Annotated in this window: 17 protein-coding genes; 1 reads left to right on the forward strand and 16 read right to left on the reverse strand. The window is 45.2% G+C overall.

The genetic code is table 11. From position 1 onward, the window contains the following. Positions 1–54: 54 nt before the first annotated feature. From serS to lrp, 6 genes are all read right to left on the reverse strand, one after another. Positions 55–1,353 carry a serine--tRNA ligase gene (gene serS / locus BK026_RS05250; protein WP_071814879.1) on the reverse strand — a complete coding sequence of 433 codons (1,299 nt, stop codon included), beginning with the start codon at positions 1,351–1,353 and terminating at the stop codon, positions 55–57. Positions 1,354–1,363: 10 nt separating this feature from the next. Then, complete coding sequence (gene crcB, locus BK026_RS05255) at positions 1,364–1,747, reverse strand: fluoride efflux transporter CrcB (RefSeq protein ID WP_071814880.1); 384 nt, start codon at positions 1,745–1,747, stop codon at positions 1,364–1,366. Positions 1,748–1,822: 75 nt separating this feature from the next. Further along, positions 1,823–3,130, reverse strand: coding sequence for a replication-associated recombination protein A (locus BK026_RS05260; RefSeq protein ID WP_071814881.1), 1,308 nt, complete (start codon positions 3,128–3,130; stop codon positions 1,823–1,825). Continuing rightward, positions 3,117–3,884, reverse strand: coding sequence for an outer membrane lipoprotein chaperone LolA (gene lolA, locus BK026_RS05265; RefSeq protein ID WP_071814882.1), 768 nt, complete (start codon positions 3,882–3,884; stop codon positions 3,117–3,119). The genes BK026_RS05260 and lolA overlap by 14 nt, the downstream gene beginning before the upstream one ends. A gap of 15 nt (positions 3,885–3,899) precedes the next feature. Then, entirely contained in the window at positions 3,900–6,689 is a 2,790-nt protein-coding gene (locus BK026_RS05270) for a DNA translocase FtsK (RefSeq protein WP_071814883.1), read from the reverse strand. A gap of 290 nt (positions 6,690–6,979) precedes the next feature. After that, on the reverse strand, positions 6,980–7,465 hold the full coding sequence (lrp, locus tag BK026_RS05275) for a leucine-responsive transcriptional regulator Lrp (RefSeq protein WP_014949635.1): 486 nt from the start codon (positions 7,463–7,465) through the stop codon (positions 6,980–6,982). Between the two features lie 183 nt (positions 7,466–7,648). On the opposite strand from lrp, the gene ald reads away from it, so the two are divergent. Then, positions 7,649–8,782 carry an alanine dehydrogenase gene (gene ald / locus BK026_RS05280; RefSeq protein WP_071814884.1) on the forward strand — a complete coding sequence of 378 codons (1,134 nt, stop codon included), beginning with the start codon at positions 7,649–7,651 and terminating at the stop codon, positions 8,780–8,782. A 170-nt stretch (positions 8,783–8,952) separates the two neighbouring features. Here ald and pyrF read toward each other — a convergent pair whose 3' ends face one another. The 10 genes from pyrF to gyrA all read right to left on the reverse strand — a co-directional run bounded on the left by pyrF (position 8,953) and on the right by gyrA (position 21,935). After that, entirely contained in the window at positions 8,953–9,651 is a 699-nt protein-coding gene (gene pyrF / locus BK026_RS05285) for an orotidine-5'-phosphate decarboxylase (protein ID WP_071814885.1), read from the reverse strand. A 6-nt stretch (positions 9,652–9,657) separates the two neighbouring features. Beyond that, on the reverse strand, positions 9,658–10,827 hold the full coding sequence (gene lapB / locus BK026_RS05290) for a lipopolysaccharide assembly protein LapB (protein WP_071814886.1): 1,170 nt from the start codon (positions 10,825–10,827) through the stop codon (positions 9,658–9,660). Continuing rightward, the gene (locus BK026_RS05295) at positions 10,827–11,087 is read right to left on the reverse strand and encodes a LapA family protein (protein WP_256253682.1); all 261 of its coding nucleotides are present in this window, start codon (positions 11,085–11,087) and stop codon (positions 10,827–10,829) included. Before BK026_RS05295 ends, lapB begins: the two co-directional genes overlap by 1 nt. Before the next feature lie 81 nt (positions 11,088–11,168). Beyond that, a complete protein-coding gene (locus BK026_RS05300; RefSeq protein WP_071814888.1) occupies positions 11,169–13,511 on the reverse strand; it encodes a PilZ domain-containing protein in 2,343 nt (780 codons plus the stop codon). Between the two features lie 188 nt (positions 13,512–13,699). Then, a complete protein-coding gene (gene ihfB, locus BK026_RS05305; RefSeq protein WP_014949641.1) occupies positions 13,700–13,987 on the reverse strand; it encodes an integration host factor subunit beta in 288 nt (95 codons plus the stop codon). A 76-nt stretch (positions 13,988–14,063) separates the two neighbouring features. Then, entirely contained in the window at positions 14,064–15,734 is a 1,671-nt protein-coding gene (gene rpsA / locus BK026_RS05310) for a 30S ribosomal protein S1 (protein ID WP_071814889.1), read from the reverse strand. 118 nt (positions 15,735–15,852) lie between these two features. Next, on the reverse strand, positions 15,853–16,524 hold the full coding sequence (gene cmk, locus BK026_RS05315; RefSeq protein WP_014976668.1) for a (d)CMP kinase: 672 nt from the start codon (positions 16,522–16,524) through the stop codon (positions 15,853–15,855). A 180-nt stretch (positions 16,525–16,704) separates the two neighbouring features. Next, complete coding sequence (gene aroA, locus BK026_RS05320; RefSeq protein WP_071814890.1) at positions 16,705–17,988, reverse strand: 3-phosphoshikimate 1-carboxyvinyltransferase; 1,284 nt, start codon at positions 17,986–17,988, stop codon at positions 16,705–16,707. 1 nt (position 17,989) lies between these two features. After that, complete coding sequence (serC, locus tag BK026_RS05325) at positions 17,990–19,075, reverse strand: 3-phosphoserine/phosphohydroxythreonine transaminase (protein WP_071814891.1); 1,086 nt, start codon at positions 19,073–19,075, stop codon at positions 17,990–17,992. A 145-nt stretch (positions 19,076–19,220) separates the two neighbouring features. Further along, positions 19,221–21,935: a DNA topoisomerase (ATP-hydrolyzing) subunit A gene (gene gyrA, locus BK026_RS05330; protein ID WP_071814892.1), complete on the reverse strand. Its 2,715-nt coding sequence runs from the start codon at positions 21,933–21,935 to the stop codon at positions 19,221–19,223. Positions 21,936–22,177: the final 242 nt, after the last annotated feature.

Raw genomic sequence — 22,177 nt, forward strand, 5'->3', positions numbered from 1 at the left:
TCATATCGGACTTTAAGTTAACGTTTACTCAAAAGCAATGTAACGCGCAATGCGTTACTTGCTTGCTTTAATCACCTCTTGCCCAGCCATATAAGGCACAAGCGCCTTCGGAATTATTACGCTTCCGTCTGCTTGCTGATTGTTCTCTAAAATAGCTACAAGCGTACGCCCTACCGCTAAACCAGAACCATTCAATGTGTGAAGAAGTTCAGTTTTATTCGTCTCTGGGTTACGGAATCTAGCCTGCATGCGTCGTGCTTGGAAGTCCAACATGTTTGAACATGAAGAAATTTCACGATAGGTATTTTGCGCAGGCAGCCATACTTCAAGATCGTAAGTTTTACATGCACCAAAGCCCATATCACCAGTACAAAGCAACACTTTGCGGTACGGTAATTCTAGCTTTTGAAGAATAACTTCTGCGTGTCCTGTAAGTGCTTCTAGCGCGTCAAAGCTATCTTCCGGCTTAACTAACTGCACAAGTTCTACCTTGTCGAACTGATGCTGACGAATAAGGCCACGGGTATCTCGACCGTACGAGCCCGCTTCTGAGCGGAAGCAAGGCGTATGCGCTGTCATTTTCACAGGCAGCGTTTTCGCATCTAATATTTCATCGCGTGCAATATTAGTTAGCGGAACTTCCGCCGTTGGAATTAGGCTAAGCCCCTGTCCTTCTTCGGTGGCTGGCTTGGTGTGAAATAGATCTTCACCAAATTTAGGCAACTGACCTGTGCCGTAAAGGCTGTCAGCGTTAACTAAGTAAGGCACATACATTTCTTGATAGCCATGTTCTTGTGTATGGGTATCAAGCATGAACTGAGCAATTGCACGATTTAGGCGAGCAATATCGCCGCGCATCACTACAAAGCGGCTTCCTGTAAGCTTACTTGCGGTGGCGAAATCTAAGCCATTGTTTAAGCCTTCAGCAACATCTACGTGATCTTTAACTTCAAAATCAAATGTGCGAGGCTCGCCCCAACGGGAAATTTCCACGTTGTCGTCTTCGTCTTTACCTTCAGGTACAGACTCATGCGGTAAATTAGGAATGCCTTGAGTAAGGGTATTTATCTCTTCTAACAGTTCGCTAAGCTCAGCCTTGGCTGCATCTAGCTCGTCACCGAGCTTACCCACTTCAGCTAAAAGCGGTGCTATATCTTCGCCCTGCGCTTTTGCTTTACCAATGGACTTACTTCGTACGTTACGCTCGTTTTGCAGATCCTGTGTTCTGGACTGAAGTGTTTTTCTTTTTTCTTCAAGCGAACTGAAAGCTGCTACATCGAGGTTGAAACCGCGGGCAGCTAATCGCTTAGCTGTTTGTTCTATATCGCTTCGCAAACACTTTGGATCTAACATGTGTTTCTAATTATCCTTTCATTAATTGAATGGCCAGCCAACCTGCTACTAGGCAAGCGCCAACGTTAAGAAATACATTCGCTGCGGCTTTAAGCCACAACCCGTTTTCTAATAAAGTTAAGGTTTCAACAGAAAATGTTGAGAATGTAGTAAAGGCACCTAATAGGCCTACACCGATAAGCGCTCGGTAAGGAGAGTCGCTTAATTCATGACGTTCAATAATGCCGTACAGCAACACAAGTGCAAACGACCCAACCACATTCACCGTTAGTGTACCAAACGGCATGTGTTTTCCAAATAAGGAATCAACACTTGTGGTAACAAAATAGCGTAAACAGGCGCCGGTCGCCCCGCCAGCGGCAATAAAACAGTACAAAGCTAACCCTTGAGGCACGAAAAACTCCCTAGCGCGTTATTTTTATAGATAAATCCATGTCGCTCAAATGCGTTGAGGTACACCTTAACAACTTTACCTTTTATTGTTGCTTCTCGCATTAAGTGAATCGAGAAATTCACGCTTGGCTTTTAACGCTTTTTCTAAACCGCGTTCGTTAGGGTTGTACAGTCGCGTTCCAGCAAGGCTTTCTGGAAAATAAGACTCACCTGCTGCAAAAGCGTTAGGCTCGTTGTGGGCATAGCGATAGCCGTCACCATGACCCAATTCTTTCATAAGCGAGGTTGGTGCATTGCGTAAATGCATGGGGACCGGAGCGTCGGATGTTTTACGCGCCAATGCTTTTGCTTCATTAAATGCCATGTAAACCGCATTACTTTTTGCCGCTAACGCACAATATACCGCAGCTTGCGCAATAGCCCGCTCACCTTCTGCCGGCCCTACACGGTGAAAAGTATCCCATGCATTAACGCAAAGCTGCATGGCTCTGGGATCGGCGTTACCAATATCTTCTGACGCGATTGCCAGAAGCCGTCTTCCTACATATAGTGCGTCCCCGCCACCATCGAGAATTCTTGCGTACCAGTAAAGTGCGGCGTCAGGGTCTGAGCCTCTTACAGATTTATGAAACGCGGAGATTAGGTCGTAGAAGGTGTCGCCTTTGTTGTCGTAACTGGCAACCTTCTCGCCTACCGCATGCTCTATGTCAGTTACGGTGATATTGTTAGCACTTGTGAAGTCGGCAGCTAGCTCTAAGTAGGTAAGAAGGCGCCGGGCGTCACCGCCACTTAAATCGATAAGCGCGTTTCTGGCTGTGTCGTCAATACCAAGGGTCCTGTCGCCCAAGCCTTTTTCACTATCGCTTAGGGCTCTGCTCACTAATTCCGAGAGCGCATCGTGTTCTAAGGTCTTTAATACATATACGCGAACACGAGATAACAACGCTTTGTTTAATTCGAATGAGGGGTTTTCTGTGGTTGCGCCAATAAAAGTCACCACACCAGACTCTACAAACGGAAGAAACGCATCCTGCTGGCTCTTGTTGAACCTGTGTACTTCGTCAACAAACAATAAGGTTCGCTGGTTGTAACGGGCGTTTTCCTCTGCCGTATCCATAGCGGCTCTAATGTCTTTCACCCCAGAGGTAACCGCAGAAATACGCAGCACAGACGCATTCGTGTACTGTGCGATAAGCTCTGCAAGAGTGGTTTTGCCGGTGCCGGGCGGCCCCCACAAAATCATAGAGTGGCAGTGACCCGCCTCTAACATTTTACGAAGCGGCTTACCTTGGCCAAGTAAATGCTCTTGACCGCTGTACTGTTCGATGGAAACCGGGCGCATGCGCGCCGCTAGCGGCGCGAAGTCTTGATTAACGCTGGTCATCAATTATGAAGTTATCTGGAACATCAACTGCAAACGTATCCGCTGCCACAGGAAAACGGGTTTCAATATTGTTAAACACTAACGTACTAATTTGCTGTTGCGCATCAAGCATATTTAGTGAAGCGAGCTCGTCATCCTGATTAAACGTTAAGGTAAGCGTAACAATTTGGCCGCCCTCTTCCTTAGGCGTTATTTGGTAACTTTTTGTACCACTAACACTATTAACGTTGTTTGATGCGCTTGTTTCAAGTTTGACAGCCGATGGCCCGCTATTCATTTGACTAATAGTAAACTTCGACCACGTTGCTTCATCTGTAGACGTCAGCAAAACGATAGGATTATCTTTAATTGCAGCGGCTTGTGACAACACCGTTACTTGCTCTACGAAAGTATCAACGTTCCAAACCGCTTCACCATCGGCAACCAGCAACGTTTCGTCGGGCAACGTTGTCTCCCAGCGTAATTTGTTGGGGCGGGTCATAGTCAGCTTACCCTGAGCTTCATGCACAATATTTTGTTCGGCATCCACTACCGTTTGCGCAAAGGTTGCACGAAACTGTTTCATGTTCCCAAGCAGGACCTGTAATGCTGCGCTGTTGGCTTCGTTGGTGCCGGCAGCATTATTAGCATTGGTCACATCGACGCTGGTATTTGCACCTAAACTGTCAAGCTCTGCAGATGCATTGGCATTACTCACTACCGTATTAGACAATGCCAGTGCACTGACAAAATAAATCGAAACTGCTTTATTCATTATTCAATCCATTCTTTATTCTTTGTGGGGCGGCGGTGCAAGCACCTCACGGTTCCCGTTATGCCCCTGTGCACTTACGACACCGCTCATTTCCATTTGTTCAACTAAGCGTGCCGCACGGTTGTAACCAATTCTAAATTTGCGCTGCACACTTGAGACACTCGCGCGACGGGTTTCAGTAACAAACGCAACAGCTTCGTCGTAGAAAGCATCGAATTCTTGGTCTTCGCCCTCAGGTTGCTCACCTGGCAGCAGCACCTCAGCGGTTGCCTCCCCGTTAAGGATTTCATCAATGTATTCCGGCTCTCCACGCTTTTGCCAGTCAGCTACGACCGCATGTACTTCGTGATCATCAACAAATGCACCGTGAACACGGGTTGGTACAGGGCTTCCTGGTGGTAAGTAAAGCATATCCCCCATACCTAACAAGGTTTCTGCCCCCTGTTGATCAAGGATAGTTCTTGAGTCTATTTTACTGGAAACTTGGAACGCACAGCGGGTTGGAATGTTCGCTTTGATCAAACCAGTAATAACATCTACAGACGGACGCTGGGTAGCGAGAATAAGGTGAATACCGGCAGCACGCGCTTTCTGCGCGATACGCGCAATTAGCTCTTCTACTTTTTTGCCCACAATCATCATCATGTCGGCAAATTCATCAACTACTACCACAATAGCGGGAAGCTTGGCTAAGTCTGGTGCTTCAGCATCCATACTTTCTTCATTCTTCCAAAGCGGATCTTTAATCGGCGTGCCATTAGCAATGGCTTCTTCTACCTTGGCGTTATAGCCCTTTAGGTTACGTACACCAAGAGCGCTCATTAGGCGATAACGACGCTCCATTTCGCCCACACACCACCTAAGGGCATTGGCGGCTTCTTTCATGTCAGTAACCACTTCAGCAAGCAAATGCGGTATACCTTCATACACCGAAAGCTCTAGCATTTTAGGGTCAATCATTATCATGCGAACATCTTCTGGCGTACTCTTATAGAGCAAACTCAAAATCATTACGTTCACACCCACAGATTTACCTGAACCTGTAGTACCAGCAACCAAAAGGTGCGGCATTTTAGCTAAATCTACCACTACTGGCTGACCCGAGATGTCGGCACCCAATACCATGGTTAATGGCGACTTGTTCGACTGGAACGTATCGCAGCTAATCACTTCGCTCAAACGCACCATTTCACGTTTTTTGTTAGGAAGTTCTAATCCGATAACCGACTTACCCGGGATAACTTCCACAACCCGCACTGATATTGCTGACATTGCACGGGCTAAGTCTTTCGATAGCCCTGTAATTTTGCTCACTTTAACACCAGGCGCCAAATCAAGTTCGAAGCGCGTGATAACTGGCCCCGGATAAACACCCACTACCGTTGCTTCAATATTGAAATCAGCCAGCTTCTCCTCTACCAAACGAGAAATACCTTCAATTTCTTCCGGCGTGAGCGGGTTTTCATGTTTATCAGCGCGTTCAAGCAAGTCAAACGACGGCATAGGCGGCAGGTCAGGGTCTATTTGCCCAGCTCTGGCTTTAACAGGCTTCGCGCCAAGTGCAGCAGGGGTAAATGACTGCGTGCTACCTGCTACTTCGCTTTGCGAATACGTTGGTTGCACTTGAGAAACAGGCTCTGAAGACTGACTATCATCTGCTGTGGAAGTCGTATTGTTTACCGAAGCCACTGGCTTACTTCCTGTTTCGTAGGGCAAATCTTCGTCAAACTCTTCTAAATCGTCAAAATTAATATGCGGACTTTGCTGGCGTTGCTGAGCGTGCTCACTTTGTGTACCTTCAAGGTTTGAGTGCGCTTGCTCTTCATCATCTGATTTTCCCAGGCCTACTTTGTCTTTAATGCTACCGGCTACGGCGTTGCGCATTCCCGAAAAAGAAAAAGCCGACTTCTTGGTGTCAGCGTCATTATCAACCAACGTACTATCTTTCTCTTCTGCGATAGATTTATTATTAGTCTGATTTTGAACGGGTTCGTCTCTGTCATAAGCATAAAATGGCGGCTCATCTTCTCCGTCATCAATGCCGAAAGACGGCTCACTACGAGAAGACGTAACTTTTTGTGTTTGCTGTGGTTGGGCCTGTGCGGAAGGCGCCAAAGGCTCAGCGCGCATACTGGTAATATCTAACTCTTCGCTTTCGCCGCCTTCTTGTTTGGAAGACTTATTAGCTAACGCCAAACGCGGCATTTCAAGTGCTAACAAACTTTGAGGTGCTGCTAGGGTCTTGCGACCTAGCCACAACGTTCCCTCGCCTAAGCTGTCGATAATCGTAAGCCAGCTAATGCCTGTTAACAGAGTAAAACCAGTACAGAAGAAGCAAAGCAACAATAAGATTGTTCCAGCAGTGTTAAAGTAAGGTATAAGTGCCGAGCTAATGACGTCACCAACAAAACCGCCCGCTGAAAAGTTGTAGATATCATCGAAATTAATACTTGCGATACCCGTTGCACCGAGGGCCATAAGTAACCCACCAATAATGCGTAAACCAATGGTGAGATAATCGAATTCGTCTAGCTCTTTGATATGTTGAAATAAGAACCAGCCTAAGAAGGCAGAACCGAATGGCAGAAGATAAGCAAGAAAGCCAAACGAAAAAAGCAACAGGTCTGCAACCCATGCTCCCGTTGCGCCTACCCAGTTGTGTATGTCTAATTGTAAACCAGCCTGACTCCAGCCTGGGTCGCCCGGATGAAAAGATACTAGTGCCAGCAATAAGAAGAAGGCGAAAACACAGGCGATAATCATGCCTGCTTCCCACACTCGCTGAACCCCTGTTAATCGCGCCATAACCCTAAAAAACCTTAAAATTCTATCGCATGTAGTTTTGTATAAACGATTGGTATTAGCCTATACGTGCTATCTTTGCGCTAAACGCAGCAAAGAGCTTAGCGAACTCTTTGCAATCCCTACATTATTGTTAATTATTTAATTTATGGTAAGTCGTTGAGCATAGTGATAAAACTATTGGTCTACTCCCCTACCCTATGCCTGTGCAAAACAACAACTCCTTCGTTGTACACAAACACTGTATTTTTGCACAGCCTACCACAAAAATACGCTATTGAGCCACGCTTTCATTACTTCAAATTAATGCGAAGAGATGAAGTACTTTTCACTTCCTCCATTACCACATAGGTTCGCGACTCGCTCACGCCAGGCAGACGTAATAAAGTATCGCCTAGTAATTTCCGGTAGCTGCCCATATCAGCAACACGCGCTTTTAACAAAAAGTCGAAATCTCCAGACACTAAGTGGCATTCTTGTATATCGTCGTGCAGTTTTACGGCAGCAGAAAATTCTGCGAAGATATCGACCGATGTCTTTGTCAACGTAATTTCAACGAAGACGAGCATTGCTGCACCGAGCTTCTCAGGATCTACAACCGCATGGTAGCCCTTTATATAGCCCTGAGCCTCTAATCTCTTAACCCTTTCTAAGCAAGGACTTGGGCTAAGTCCAACTTCTTTGGCAAGCTCTACATTAGAGATTCGGCCGTTTTTTTGCAGCTGAACCAGTATATTCCTGTCTATTCGGTCAAGGTGTTTTGGTGTCTTTACCAGCATATTTAATTTCTTTAAAGAAGGCTTACTCAGAATTATATGCTACAAATATCTTTTCTTCAGCAGATAGTTCGCTTTTTTATCACGTATACTCCGCAAATATGTTCATTGGCGTCTCGGCCGAAAACAATCAATAAAAGTTCAACCAGAGCCATTAGAAGCTCACTGTAAAATTGAGGACTATGCATGTTAGTTGGTGTACCAAAAGAAATTAAGAACCATGAGTATCGTGTTGGCTTGACGCCTGCAGCAGTAAAAGAGTTTGTTAGCCACGGTCACCGTGTACTGGTTGAAACAAAAGCCGGTGAAGCTATCGGTTTCACTGACGAAATGTATGTAGAAGCCGGCGCTTCTATTGCACCTTCTGCTGAGCAAGTGTTTGCTGAAGCAGAAATGATTGTGAAAGTAAAAGAGCCTCAGCCAAATGAATGTAAGATGCTGCGTAAAGGCCAAACCCTCTACACTTACCTTCACTTAGCCCCCGATCCAACGCAAACAAAGTTACTTGTTGAGTCAGGTGCAACGTGTATAGCATACGAAACGGTGACTGACGACCGAGGCGGCCTTCCACTTCTTGCGCCAATGAGTGAAGTAGCAGGCCGTATGTCTGTTCAAGCAGGTGCGCATTATCTTGAAAAAGCGCACGGTGGCAGCGGAACACTACTTGGCGGCGTACCAGGTGTAGCGCCAGGTAAAGTATTGGTTATCGGTGGTGGCGTTGTTGGCACTAACGCTGCAAAAATGGCACTAGGCCTTGGCGCAGATGTCACTATTTTAGACCGTTCACTTCCACGTCTTCGCCAATTAGACGACATCTTTAACGGTCAAGTTAAAACCGTTTATTCTACAGTAGATGCTATTGAGCATTACTCATCTAAAGCGGACCTAGTTGTGGGTGCAGTACTTATTCCTGGTGCAGCCGCGCCTAAGCTTCTTACTCGCGAACAAATCAAGGCCATGAAGCCTGGTTCAGTGCTTGTCGACGTTGCTATCGACCAGGGTGGGTGCTTTGAAACCTCGAAAGCCACCACGCACCAAGACCCGGTTTATGTTGTTGAGGACGTGGTTCACTACTGTGTTGCAAACATGCCAGGCGGCGTTGCGCGTACGTCTACAATGGCACTAAACAATGCTACGTTGCCATTCGGCCTAGCCCTTGCGAACAAGGGCCCTGCAAATGCAATGCTAGAAGACAAGCACTTGCTTAACGGCCTAAATGTTCACGAGGGTAAAGTAACTTACAAAGCCGTTGTTGACGCACTTGGTGAAGAGTTAGGTTTAACGTATACGCCTGCTGAAATAGCGCTTAAAGGCGAATAAATTTTTAATATTATTTTCTGGTGGACGGTCACCCCTCTACCTGATTAAAAGGCCTTAATAAAAAAGCTCGGTATGTGAACACATCCGAGCTTTTTTGTATGTGAAGGTCAAAGGTCGCTAAATAGTCGCTGCTACACAAATGGAATGAATTAGCGTAGAAGTTAATAAACCTAGCCGTTTATCGACGCGTTAACCGCCCTCAGTACTGCAATCGGATCCTCTGCTTTAGTGATGGGTCGTCCCATAACTAAATAGCTCACACCCGCTTTCATTGCATCATTTGGTGTCATTACCCGCTTTTGATCGCCGGCATCTGCTCCGGCTGGGCGAATACCAGGAGTAACAAGCAGAAAGTCCTCGCTATGTTTTTCGCGTAACGCGCGGGCTTCTTGGGCTGAACAAACGATACCGTCAAGTCCTGCTTTTTCTGTTAACGCTGCTAAGCGCAACACCTGTTGCTCTGGCGTTACGCCACCTACCACATCAGCCAGTTGCACGTCATCCATGCTGGTAAGCACGGTAACCGCAATGAGCTTAGTTTGAGGGTTACTGCTTGAAGCAATTGCTTCTTTCGCTGCTTGCATCATAGGTAAGCCGCCTGATGCATGCACATTTACCATCCATACACCTAGCTCAGCCGCCGCTTTACACGCCTTGGCTACTGTGTTGGGGATATCGTGAAATTTAAGGTCAAGGAAAACATCAAAGCCTTTGGCGATGAGCGCTTTTACCAACTCTGGTCCAAATAAGGTGAACATCTCCTTGCCCACTTTTAGCTTACACAAGCTTGGATCTAATTTATCAACAAACGCCAATGCCGTGTCTTTATTGTCATAGTCTAATGCAACAATAACGCGTGGGTCATGCATGTTCTTTTATTCTCCGTCTAGCCCTTTAATAGGTTTTACAACGCCCCACTTCTTACAACTAGGGCATAGCCAATATAATTTTCGGCCTGAAAAGCCGCAGCTGCCACAGCGATATTTAGGGCGCTGCAACATTTGCTTTTCTACTAATTCTTTTAATAAGCGTAGGCTATCAGCTGTGGTTTTATCTGAAAGCTGGTCGATATAAAGCCCCATAAGAGTTTTAAAACCGCGCATGGTTGGACGTTTGCGAAGCTGCTCAAGTAAATACTCTGCCGCTTGTGCTGTTTCTCCGCGCTTCATTAAAACATCAACCATGGCCAAATAGGACGTGGCGCACTCTTGCCAGTGTGCTTCTAAGTTTTTTTGAAAACTTTCCCAGTTGTCTGTTTCATCAGCAATTTTCTCAAGACTAGGCACAGCTTCGCTAAACCAATTGATATCCCGTTCGGCCACTTGTGTAAAGTAAGCATTGGCATCGGTAAAACGTTTTTGATTTAGCGCGATTTCACCTAACATGAGCCAAGGTCTTACCGCACTTTCGTCAGCATTTACCGCTTTTTGCAATAGAGTGAGTGCTGCGCCCTGGCTGTCATTCTTAAGCTCTACGGCTGCTTGCTCACAGTAGAAGTGCGCCAAACGTTCGCACAAATCGTCGTTGTCACCATGGCACTGCACCATGCGCTCCGCTAATTCAATTGCCCTTTCCCATTCTTTCGTAGTTTGATAAATGCTAAATAATTGCTGTTGCGCAACAAGGTAGTGTTTTTCACTATTAAGCAATTGTAAAAATGCATTTTCAGCACGCTCTAGAAAACCAGCTTGTGTATAATCGTGACCAAGTTCTCTTAGCGCGTTCTCGCGTTGAGCAGGCTGTAGCTCGTCACGACTCACTAAGTTTTGGTGAACTTTAATTGCACGGTCAATTTCTCCACGGTGGCGGAAAAAGCTGCCCATAGCGATATGCGTCTCAACCGTATCGCTGTTCACGTTAATCATCTTGATTAACGTGTCTACCGCTTTATCAGGCTGGTCTGATAGAAGAAAATTAAGGCCTTTATAGTAGTGCTTAGATAGGATACTTGACTGTTTTCGCTGCGCTTGACGGACACTATTTCGGCCCATTATCCAACCGTACCCTGCCGCAACAGGTAAAAGGAGAAACAGCAGTTCGAGCATTAGTGGTCTTGTTCCAAACTCTGTATTTTAGATTGAGCCGACATAAGCTGCACCCGAAGATGTAGCCAACTAAATAGCATTATCAACACACCTATTCCTATGCCAATTGATAAGGTAATAGCGATAAGTGTGGAAAGTCGTAAATTAGCTTGAGCAATCAAATAATTTACAGTAACTAGCGACTCGTTTTGTGAACCAACAGTAAAAGCAATAGCCAATAGCACTAAAATAATTAAAAACAGTAGGATCCCTTTCAACACGTAAGCCTTTTTTATTAATTTACGGGTAAGAATAGCAAAATGCGAAAAGAGATAACACTAAAAAGCATGCATGAGGGCGTTTTACGCAACCCCTTCATCTTCCTTAATAGGTTTTTCCAATTTAGCAATGAGATCGTCAATGACAAGATCGTGATGAAGCGCCGACATGTTGGTTATAAAAATGCAGTGCGTATAGCCAGCCTGCATAGTTTCAAGCTTGTCATACATGGCTTTATCAAGCTTAGAAAGCTGAGCGAGTCGCTTTTTAGTTAGAGGAGTAATAGCGCCATGGCAGCGAATAGCAGTCACGTCTGTAGCGCTTAACTGAATTTTGTCTTGCTCCAACTGCGCTTTTATTTGCAAGCGCAGCCTTGAAAATAAAAAGTCTCGCTCTTTTATGTAAACCAAGCGGCTATCGCTCTTTCTTACGCAGTGGACAACCAGAGCCTGTTCACTCGTCTCTTTGAACATGGCCTCTAGTATTTGAGACTTCGGTTTCGCGTTGCCTTTGTCTGCAAAAAAGCCGTGCAGTGGAATAATATTCTGGGTACGAGAAAACGGGTAAAGATCGTCAGATGAATCACTTTGATATACGGTTTTTAGCCTATCTAATGTAAATCGATTCATAACGCAAAGCACAGCTAATGACGGCATATGTCTTACTGCAATTTCCCAAATGAAGCGGTGAGTTGAGCGTTGAATTCGTGCAATATCTCTTATTTTAAAATAAGCGGAGTTTTCCTCTACGATATGATCTACGTTAGAAACTACCTTTGCTTTTCGCGTGTCTTCGACAAGACAGAGCCTTAACACGCCAGTTTCGGCTTGATAATGGACAACCGTATACTTCTCAGCCTTTATCTTCAATTCAGGCACCGAAACGCGGATCTCTTTTTGCAAGTCGCTATATGGCGAAACCATTAACTTCATACCACTAGCACTCAAATCTACAACGCGGGCTTCCAGTGATGTTAGCAAGCCCACTTTGATAGACGCGGGCTTATCCATTAAATAGCGCGTTTCACTTCGTCTATCTAAATCCTCTTCCATCACATAATCTATTCGCCAGTTATCACCGCTTGCCCTTAGCACTTTAGACAGCGGTTTGAAGTCGCATTTTGCAGAGAGCGTTAAATTTGCAAGATAGCTTGAGACATCCTTGCAATACAAAACGTGTGAAACTTGCGATAAGTGCTCAAACTCTTTGCTTGCAATATCGTGAATAGCAAAAGCCTTTTGCTTATCTTCTCGAGTAACTGAGTCTAATCGACAATGGGTACAGATAAAATCGCCGCCCTTGGCCAGCAGATAAACCAAAGCATTGAGCTGCTTCAAGGCAAGGAGTTGTCTGTGCGTTGCCGTTATCTGAACATTGCCATTTTTCGTTTTAATGTTGCCATGAAATATGTAGGCTTCGTTATACTTACGCAACTCATCAACCAACGTCGCGAAGATCGGCTTGTCTTGCAAGCTAGCCAATAGCTTTTTAGCGTCATTGTGTTCAACGTTCGCCTTGGTAAAAAGTGCAATGAGTGGTTTAAGCGTATTCTTTTCTGGCGCGAGAAACACGGGCAACCATGGGCTATTTTCAAGGATACGATCGCGCTCTAATTCTTGCATAGCGCGTTCTATTTCCAAATCTCTCTGTAACGGTTGCTTGTATGACGTAAGCGTTATGTAGCGTTTTACCGTTTCTAAAAAGCCTTTATCAACATCATCTTGAAAGACAAATGACGTTTCGTACTTCCCTAAGTGCTTATTGTATTTTACTGACTCAAGTTCTAGCGTTATAAAAGTAGGCTCCTTAGTCAACCCTTTCACTTCTGGTACGGTAAAGGTAATAACGTCACCCGTTGATGCATTGGGCGGCCTCTTGGTCTCAAGCGCAAACCCACTATGCGACATAGAACTTATTGAACAGTGTCGACCTTTTTCAAATTCAGGGGAAGACAGCGTAAAGTTAGGACGAATAGCAATGTCATCACCAAAGTCGATATCCGTAAACGACTGACTTTCTACATTGAAGGCGTCAACTATTTTTTTGAACTGCTCTTTTTTAATTTGATTTTGATAAAAATCTGAGTTCATAACAGACTCAAAAACGCCAACCGTATAACGGTCTTGATAGAGCGAGGTTTCGTTTTTGAGAATTTGGGCGCCAACCTTATCTAGACGCATTTGCACGCCAAAGTGTTTGAACTTCATTACGGGGAATTGAGCGAAGGCTGAATTGTCAGCGGGGGCGTCCGTAAGCGATGTGAGCCTAACAACTTCTTCTTTAATTATTTTGCGGATATTGCTCGGCAGACGCTTTGAAAACTTATTTATACCCTCTAACAGCTTGTTTTGCTGTTCATAAGGAATAAGTGCGCGAATTAACGGCTGATATTGTTTTATTATTGCTTCTTCTTCGCCGGCTGACATCAAAACTATGAATACCGTTTATAATTATATGAATAATATATAATCGTTCGTAAGTTATGGTCAACATGTAATCATTTTTGATGCAATTTAATATCAATCGTATAGTTAATACCGTATATGGTATTGGACCAACGATGCTTGACTCATGCAAACAAAAAAGCCGCTTTTTAGCGGCTTTTAAAAATGCATTATGCGATTGAGGCGTCTACCCTTTCTCGAAGCTCTTTACCAGGCTTAAAGTGCGGTACATATTTACCGTCAAGTTTCACCGTTTCACCCGTTTTTGGGTTTCTACCGACACGTGGTGCGCGATAGTGAAGAGAGAAACTTCCAAAGCCTCTAATTTCAATACGCTCGCCCTTTTGCAGAGTTTGCGCCATTTGTTCTAGAAGTTCTTTAATAGCCAGTTCGAGTTCTTTCGCCGGAATATGACGCGCTTGATCCGCGAGCCGTTCAATTAATTCAGACTTGGTCATGCTTAACCTCATTGTCAATATTATTGTTTAAACAGCTATCGCGAATTGGGTGTGCAGGTGCACACCCACAAAAGCATTATTCGCCTTTAGCAGCTTTAAATGCTTCTGCCATCGCGTTAGCGAAACCAACATCTTCTTGCTGGTTAACTTTATCGATAGCTTCTTTTTCGTCAGCCTGATCTTTCGCTTTAACAGATAGGTTAACAGTGCGGTTCTTACGGTCAACGCCCATGAACTTCGCTTCGATGCTATCACCAACGCTTGCCGCTTCTGTTGCGTCTTCAACACGCTCTACAGCAAGATCTGCAACGCGGATGTAACCGTCAACTTCTTCAGCTAGGTTTACAGTAACGCCTTTCGCATCTACTGCTGTTACTGTACCAGTAACGATAGCACCTTTCTTGTTATCTGTCAGATACTTGTTGAAAGGATCTTCTTCAATTTGCTTAACGCCAAGAGAGATACGCTCACGCTCTGGGTCGACTTGTAGTACAACTGCAGAGATTTCGTCGCCTTTCTTGTAGTCGCGAACCGCGTCTTCACCAGACTTGTTCCAGCTGATGTCAGAAAGGTGAACTAGACCGTCGATGCCGCCGTCAAGACCGATGAAGATACCGAAGTCGGTGATTGACTTGATCTTACCAGACACTTTGTCACCTTTTTCGTGTGACTCAGCAAATGTTTCCCAAGGGTTAGCAATGCATTGCTTAAGACCTAGAGAAATACGACGACGCTCTTCGTCAATTTCAAGAACCATTACATCTACAGTGTCACCTAGGTTAACAACTTTAGATGGGTGGATGTTCTTGTTAGTCCAATCCATTTCAGAAACGTGTACAAGACCTTCAACGCCGTCTTCAATTTCAACGAAGCAGCCGTAGTCAGTAAGGTTAGTAACCTGACCGTTGATCTTAGTACCTTCTGGGTAACGAGATGCAATTTCTTGCCATGGATCGTTGCCCATTTGCTTCATACCAAGAGAAACACGCTGCTTATCTTTATCGAACTTAAGTACTTTAACGTTGATTTCGTCACCAACATTCACGATTTCACTTGGGTGCTTAACACGCTTCCAAGCCATATCAGTGATGTGAAGAAGACCGTCTACGCCACCAAGGTCAACGAACGCACCGTAATCGGTAAGGTTCTTAACGATACCCTTGATTTCATGACCTTCTTCAAGGTTAGCAAGAAGCGTTTCGCGCTCTGCGCTGCTTTCTGCTTCGATAACTGCACGACGAGAAACAACAACGTTGTTACGCTTAGCGTCTAGCTTGATAACTTTAAACTCAAGCTCTTTGCCTTCAAGGTGCGTAGTGTCACGTACTGGACGTACGTCAACAAGAGAACCTGGAAGGAACGCGCGTACACTGTTAACTTCAACAGTGAAACCGCCTTTAACTTTACCGTTGATAACGCCTTTAATTGTAGCTTTATCTTCGTAAGCTTTTTCCAGCTCAACCCACGCTTCGTGACGCTTCGCTTTTTCGCGAGAAAGGATAGTTTCACCGAAACCATCTTCAACTGCATCTAGTGCTACGTCTACTTGGTCACCGATAGCGATTTCTAGTTCGCCTTCAGCGTTCTTAAATTGGTCAGCTGGGATAGCACTTTCTGATTTCAAGCCTGCATCAACAAGAACGATGTCTTTGTCGATAGAAACAACAGTACCTTTTACAATTGAACCAGGACGTGTTTCTAGTTCTTGTAAGCTTTCTTCAAAAAGTTGTGCAAAATTTTCAGTCATAAGTCTCAAATAACTTTTAAGTTGATATCCACGCTTCTTATCCGGATAACGCGGGGTTATTAAAATTAGTTGCCACTTCCTGTAGCAACACTGCTTTGGATGCGATCAGCTCTCGTCATTAAAGGCGTGAGGAAATAATATCCATCGCTTTTTCAAAGACTTGGTCAATATCCAAGTCCGTTGAATCTATAATTACTGCATCTTGTGCCGGTACCAAAGGAGCCACTGCACGTTGTGTATCGCGCTCGTCTCTTGCCTTGATATCGGTTAAAAGGCGCGCAATATTAACATCCATGCCCTTTGCTTTCAACTGGCTATAGCGTCGCTCAGCACGGGCTTCTGCGCTTGCTGTAAGGAAAATCTTTACAGGCGCATCAGGAAATACCACCGTACCCATGTCGCGACCGTCAGCAACAAGACCTGGGTCTTGTTGGAAAGCGCGCTGTCTGCGAAGTAGTGCTTCGCGAACCCGGGGTAATGCCGCAACTTTTGACGCCACGGCGCCAACTTCTTCGGTGCGAATATCGTCAGTAACGTCTTCGCCTTCCAAAATAATGCGAGTGGTATCGCCATTCGTCTCGAAACTAACATCAAGACCGGTTGCTAGAGGAACAACACATTCTTCATCATCACACGGAAGGTCGTGGTGTAGTGCAGCAACTGCTAATACGCGGTAAATTGCGCCGCTATCTAGAAAGTGCCACCCTAATTTTTTTGCCAGCAAGCTACTTAATGTACCTTTGCCAGCACCACTAGGACCGTCAACCGTGACTACGGGTGTGGAATGCATACCTGCTCCATCATTTAAATTACTAAAAATCGCGCGCAATTATACGCTTTAGTGAGAGATAAGCAATGCCGCCTCGTATTGGCGGCATTGGACATTAGAATAAATCGCTTAGAATAATTGGGTTACAGAGGCTATAGCTCTTTCGCCTACCGCGATTTTTTAAGAGACATTTACCAAACTTTACGAACTATACAGCGTTTTAAAGCGAGTAAAGTAGTCAGGGAAGGTTTTACGCGTACAACCTGGGTCGTTTATTGTTACCGGCGTATCGCTTAGTGCAACTAGCGAGAAACACATGGCAATACGATGGTCGTTATACGTGTCTATTTCAGCGTGCTTCAACGAATCAGTTGGCCACACTTTAATATAGTCGTGCCCTTCTTCCACCTTCGCACCCAACTTTTGAAGCTCAGTGGACATAGCCGCAAGACGGTCTGTTTCCTTCACGCGCCAATTATAAATATTGGTCATCGTAGTTGGACCTTCAGCAAATAGGGCTGTTGTGGCAATGGTCATAGCCGCGTCTGGAATATGGTTCATATCCATGTTCACGCCTTTAAGCGGCGCACCGGTTATTTCAACATACTCATCGTTCCAAACCACCTTTGCGCCCATCGCCTCAAGCACATCAGCAAAGCGGATGTCACCTTGAATGCTGTTTTGCCCAATTCCGGTTACGCGTACCGTTCCGCCTTTAATAGCACCGGCTGCAAGGAAGTAAGATGCTGACGATGCATCGCCTTCAACCATAAATTTACCCGGCGCAATATACTTGGCGTCACCAGAAACCGTAAATGTTTGGTAGTTGTCGTTTTCAACAGTAACGCCAAACTTTTCCATGGTATCTAACGTGATATCGATATAGGGCTTAGAGACCAACTCACCTTTTATACGAATAGTCACATCACCTGAAAATAATGGTGCAGCCATTAAAAGCGCAGTCAAGAATTGGCTAGATACACTGCCGTCTACCGACATTTCGCCACCGCTTAATGTCTTGCCCTTAATTTGAAGCGGCGGGTAGCCTTCGTTTTTAAGGTAGGTGACGTCAGCATCAGCTTCTAAAAGCGCATCGACTAAGTCGCCAATTGGGCGCTCTTCCATACGCGGCTCACCAGTAAGTACGGTGTCAACGTTACTTGCAGCAAGTGCTGCGCATAAAGGACGCATTGCGGTACCGGCGTTACCTAAGAACAGCTCTAGTGGTTCAGCTACGTTAAACGCGCCACCGTTACCTTGTACAATGCATAGGGTTTTGTCCTCGCTTAAGCGATAGCTAATGCCTAACTTTGTTAGTGCGTTAAGCATATGCTCAATGTCTTCGCTATCTAACAAGTTTGTTAGTTCAGTTTCGCCTTCAGCTAACGCGGCAAGCAGTAGTGCGCGGTTAGACAGACTTTTTGAGCCAGGTACATTGACCTCTCCCGATACTTTTGCAATCGGGTCTAATGTTAACTGCTCCATTTTATCCATTCACTCTTTCAAATTCGCGCATAAATTCAACTAGCGCAACAATGCCCTCTACTGGCATTGCATTGTAAATACTGGCACGCATGCCCCCTACTGAACGATGCCCTTTAAGTGCAAGTAACCCTGCTTCTTGTGACTGCTTAAGGAACAGCCCATCAAGTTCGGTATTGGCTAAATGAAACGGCACGTTCATTTTTGAACGGTTGTCAGGGTGAACTTTGCTTGAATAAAAGTCAGAGCTGTCGATGGCTGAATATAATAACGCTGCCTTTTCAGCATTGCGTTTAGCCATAGCGTCTACGCCGCCCATATCTTTAAGCCATTCAAATACAAGCCCCGCTAAATACCATGAGAACGTTGGCGGTGTGTTGTACATAGAGTCAGACTTTGCCGCTAATGCATAATCAAAAATTGACGGCGTTTCTTTGCGTGCTTTGCCAACTAAGTCTTCGCGAACAATTACAACTGATAAGCCACTTGGGCCGATATTCTTTTGTGCGCCGGCGTATATGACGCCATGCTTTGCTACATCTAACGGCTGAGACAATATTGTCGAAGACATATCAGAAACCAGTGGCACCTTGCCCGACTCTGGTAGCCAATCGAAAGCAATTCCGTCAACGGTTTCATTTGGACAAAAATGGTAATACGCGGCTGACTGGTCTATGTCGCTCAACTGAGGTGGCGCAATATAATGTAGGCCATCTTTTTCAGATACTTCACCTACAACAACGGCACGATTGTATTTATTTGCTTCGTCTACTGCTCCCTTTGACCAAGAGCCACTGACTAAATGCAGACTAGTGTCATTGACAGTAGATAAGTTAAGAGGAACAGCTGCAAATTGCCCTCGCCCACCACCGTGCGTGAACAGCACATGGTAGTTTGACGGAATAGATAGTAGGTCGCGTAAGTCCTGTTCTGCTTTTGCGGCTATCTCAATGAAGTCTTTGCCACGGTGGCTCACTTCCATTACAGAGCAGCCTAGGTCGCGCCAATTTGTAAATTCTGATTGTGCTTTTTCCATGACTTCTTTTGGAAGCATGGCGGGGCCAGCACTAAAGTTAAAAACCTCTTTCATCGCGTTTTTCAACACCTGTAGATAATTACCGTTTAACTCGCTTTGTTTTCAACGTTTTGCGGGTCTATTAGGTAAACAAGCGGCTTAAGCCGCTTGTTTGAAAGAACACTGATAATGCGCAAGTATGAATACCTGCGCCCTATCCCTACTCTTCTGTCGTTGAGCCGTCACCGTCTTCTGCGGTGTTCTCTTGCTCTTGAACAGCAGTTTCTGCTTGTTCTGGCGCATCGTCTGAAATGATTGGGTTACCGTCTTCGTCGAATTCTTGTAACTCTTCCACTTCTTCAATACGCTGTAACCCTACAACGTGCTCACCTTCTACTGTACGTATCAAGCGAACGCCCTGTGTGTTACGGCCTACTACTGACACTTCGCCTACACGGGTACGAACCAGTGTACCTTGGTCACTAATAAGCATAATTTCGTTGGTCTCGTCTACCTGAACCGCACCAACCACTTTACCGTTACGCTCAGACACCTTGATTGACACAACACCTTGTGTCGCACGGCTCTTCGCAGGGTAATCTTCAAGCGGAGTACGCTTACCGAAACCATTCTCTGTCGCTGTTAGGATTGGGCCGTCGCCTTTTGGAACAATAAGTGATACCACTTTTTGTCCATCTTGCAGACGAATACCGCGAACACCTGTTGCCGTTCTTCCCATTGGACGAAGTGCCAGAAGCTCTTCACCCGTCTCTGGGTCACGCTTAACTTCACCGGTTTCGCTGTCGCGAAGCTTCTCGTTAAAGCGAACTACTTTACCCGCGTCAGAGAACAACATGATGTCGTCATCACCGTGGGTAATATCAACACCAATTAGCTCATCACCTTCATTTAGGTTAACAGCGATAATACCGCTTGAACGAGGGCGAGAGTATAGGCTTAGGTCAGTCTTTTTAACTGTACCGTTTGCCGTTGCCATCAGTACAAACTTGCCTTCTTCAAATTCTTTAATAGGAAGAATAGCAGTAATACGTTCGTTTTCTTCAAGCGGTAGAATGTTAACGATTGGGCGTCCGCGCGCATTACGGCTAGCAAACGGCAATTGATACACTTTCAACCAGTACAAGCGACCACGGGTTGAGAAGCAAAGTATGTGATCGTGGGTATTCGCTACCAGTAACCTTTCAATGAAATCTTCATCTTTCATCTTGGTTGCTGATTTACCACGGCCACCACGACGCTGTGCTTCGTAGTCTGTAAGCTTTTGATATTTCACATACCCTTCGCGAGAAAGCGTTACAACAACGTCTTCTTGCTCAATAAGATCTTCAATATCGATATCGTGACTTGCTGCCGTAATTTCAGTACGACGCTCATCACCAAATTCATCACGCACTTTTTCAAGTTCTTCTTGAATCACTTCCATCAAGCGCTCTGGGCTATTTAGGATGTGAAGAAGCTCTGCGATGATCTCTAGAAGTTGCTTATATTCTTCTAGAATTTTCTCGTGCTCAAGGCCCGTTAGCTTGTGTAAGCGCAGGTCAAGAATAGCTTGCGCTTGCTGCTCAGTAAGGTAGTACTTGCCGTCGCGAATACCAAATTCTGGCATTAGCCAGTCAGGGCGTGCAGCGTCATCGCCTGCGCGCTCAAGCATTTGTGCTACGTCGCCTAAGTCCCAACCTTGTGCCACAAGCGATTTCTTGGCATCTGCTGGGCTTTGTGACGCTTTAATCAACTCGATAATCGGGTCGATATTTGCAAGCGCGATTGCCAAACCTTCAAGGATATGAGCACGGTCACGGGCTTTACGTAATTCAAAAACAGTACGACGAGTAACCACTTCACGACGGTGAAGGATAAACGCTTCAAGCGTTTCTTTAAGGTTAAATACCTTTGGCTGACCGTTATCAAGCGCAACCATGTTAATACCGAATACCGTTTGAAGCTGGGTATTCGCGTATAAATGATTCAGTAGGACTTCGGCAGATTCGTTGCGTTTAACTTCGATAACAATACGCATACCGTCTTTATCAGACTCATCGCGCAGTGCAGAAACGCCTTCAATGCGTTTTTCTTTTACCAGTTCAGCAATCTTTTCAATAAGACGCGCCTTGTTAACCTGGTAAGGGATCTCGTGAACAACAATGGTTTCTTTGCCGTTGCTGTCAGTCTCAATTTCCGCTTTAGCACGAAGATAGATTTTACCGCGACCTGTGCGATACGCATCTTCAATACCTTTGCGACCGCTGATCATTGCTGCCGTTGGGAAGTCAGGACCTGGAATGTGGGTCATTAGATCATCAATGGTTATTGATGGATCTTGAATCAACGCTACGCAACCGTTGATCACTTCGGTTAGGTTATGAGGCGGAATATTCGTTGCCATACCAACCGCGATACCCGACGAGCCATTAACAAGAAGGTTAGGCACCTTCGTTGGCAACACTTCAGGGATATGCTCTGTACCATCGTAGTTAGGTACGAAATCAACGGTTTCTTTATCTAAATCGGCGAGTAATTCGTGCGCGATTTTTGCCATGCGAACTTCGGTATAACGCATCGCAGCAGCTGAGTCGCCGTCTACTGATCCGAAGTTACCCTGACCGTCTACTAGCATATAACGAAGTGAGAACGGTTGCGCCATACGAACAATAGTGTCGTAAACTGCAGAGTCACCGTGAGGGTGATATTTACCAATTACGTCACCTACCACACGGGCAGATTTTTTGTATGGCTTGTTAAAGTCGTTTTTCAGTTCGTTCATTGCGAACAGCACACGACGGTGCACTGGCTTCAAGCCATCTCTTACATCAGGCAAGGCTCGCCCGACAATAACGCTCATCGCGTAATCAAGGTAAGAATTTTTTAACTCTTCCTCAATATTAACGGGGAGGATTTCTTTAGCGTTATCAGACATAAACTGCTTAATCCCTTTATCTTGGTTTGTTCTGCGTTATCCAGCGCTTAGCTTCACATCATTGTGAAAACAAGGCATGGGCGCGCACTGTTATTATTATGTGGGTCATAATCGTACTTCGAGTGTACCACTTGATGACAGAATTATGTAGCGCTTAATTACGCTTATTAATCAACTAAAAGGCAAGCGATTATTTTTCACTCACACCTTGTTATATTTTGTCTATTTCTGATTAAAAACAG

It is taken from the genome of Alteromonas sp. V450, from assembly GCF_001885075.1.
Lineage (GTDB): Bacteria > Pseudomonadota > Gammaproteobacteria > Enterobacterales > Alteromonadaceae > Alteromonas.

What these genes read in the sequence shown, in the direction of transcription:
- serS (WP_071814879.1), bottom strand. Translation starts at nt 1,353, where the DNA reads ATGTTAGATCCAAAGTGTTTGCGAAGCGATATAGAACAAACAGCTAAG.
- BK026_RS05260 (WP_071814881.1), bottom strand. Translation starts at nt 3,130, where the DNA reads ATGACCAGCGTTAATCAAGACTTCGCGCCGCTAGCGGCGCGCATGCGC.
- lolA (WP_071814882.1), bottom strand. Translation starts at nt 3,884, where the DNA reads ATGAATAAAGCAGTTTCGATTTATTTTGTCAGTGCACTGGCATTGTCT.
- BK026_RS05270 (WP_071814883.1), bottom strand. Translation starts at nt 6,689, where the DNA reads ATGGCGCGATTAACAGGGGTTCAGCGAGTGTGGGAAGCAGGCATGATT.
- lrp (WP_014949635.1), bottom strand. Translation starts at nt 7,465, where the DNA reads ATGCTGGTAAAGACACCAAAACACCTTGACCGAATAGACAGGAATATA.
- ald (WP_071814884.1), top strand. Translation starts at nt 7,649, where the DNA reads ATGTTAGTTGGTGTACCAAAAGAAATTAAGAACCATGAGTATCGTGTT.
- pyrF (WP_071814885.1), bottom strand. Translation starts at nt 9,651, where the DNA reads ATGCATGACCCACGCGTTATTGTTGCATTAGACTATGACAATAAAGAC.
- lapB (WP_071814886.1), bottom strand. Translation starts at nt 10,827, where the DNA reads ATGCTCGAACTGCTGTTTCTCCTTTTACCTGTTGCGGCAGGGTACGGT.
- BK026_RS05300 (WP_071814888.1), bottom strand. Translation starts at nt 13,511, where the DNA reads ATGTCAGCCGGCGAAGAAGAAGCAATAATAAAACAATATCAGCCGTTA.
- ihfB (WP_014949641.1), bottom strand. Translation starts at nt 13,987, where the DNA reads ATGACCAAGTCTGAATTAATTGAACGGCTCGCGGATCAAGCGCGTCAT.
- rpsA (WP_071814889.1), bottom strand. Translation starts at nt 15,734, where the DNA reads ATGACTGAAAATTTTGCACAACTTTTTGAAGAAAGCTTACAAGAACTA.
- cmk (WP_014976668.1), bottom strand. Translation starts at nt 16,524, where the DNA reads ATGCATTCCACACCCGTAGTCACGGTTGACGGTCCTAGTGGTGCTGGC.
- aroA (WP_071814890.1), bottom strand. Translation starts at nt 17,988, where the DNA reads ATGGAGCAGTTAACATTAGACCCGATTGCAAAAGTATCGGGAGAGGTC.
- serC (WP_071814891.1), bottom strand. Translation starts at nt 19,075, where the DNA reads ATGAAAGAGGTTTTTAACTTTAGTGCTGGCCCCGCCATGCTTCCAAAA.
- gyrA (WP_071814892.1), bottom strand. Translation starts at nt 21,935, where the DNA reads ATGTCTGATAACGCTAAAGAAATCCTCCCCGTTAATATTGAGGAAGAG.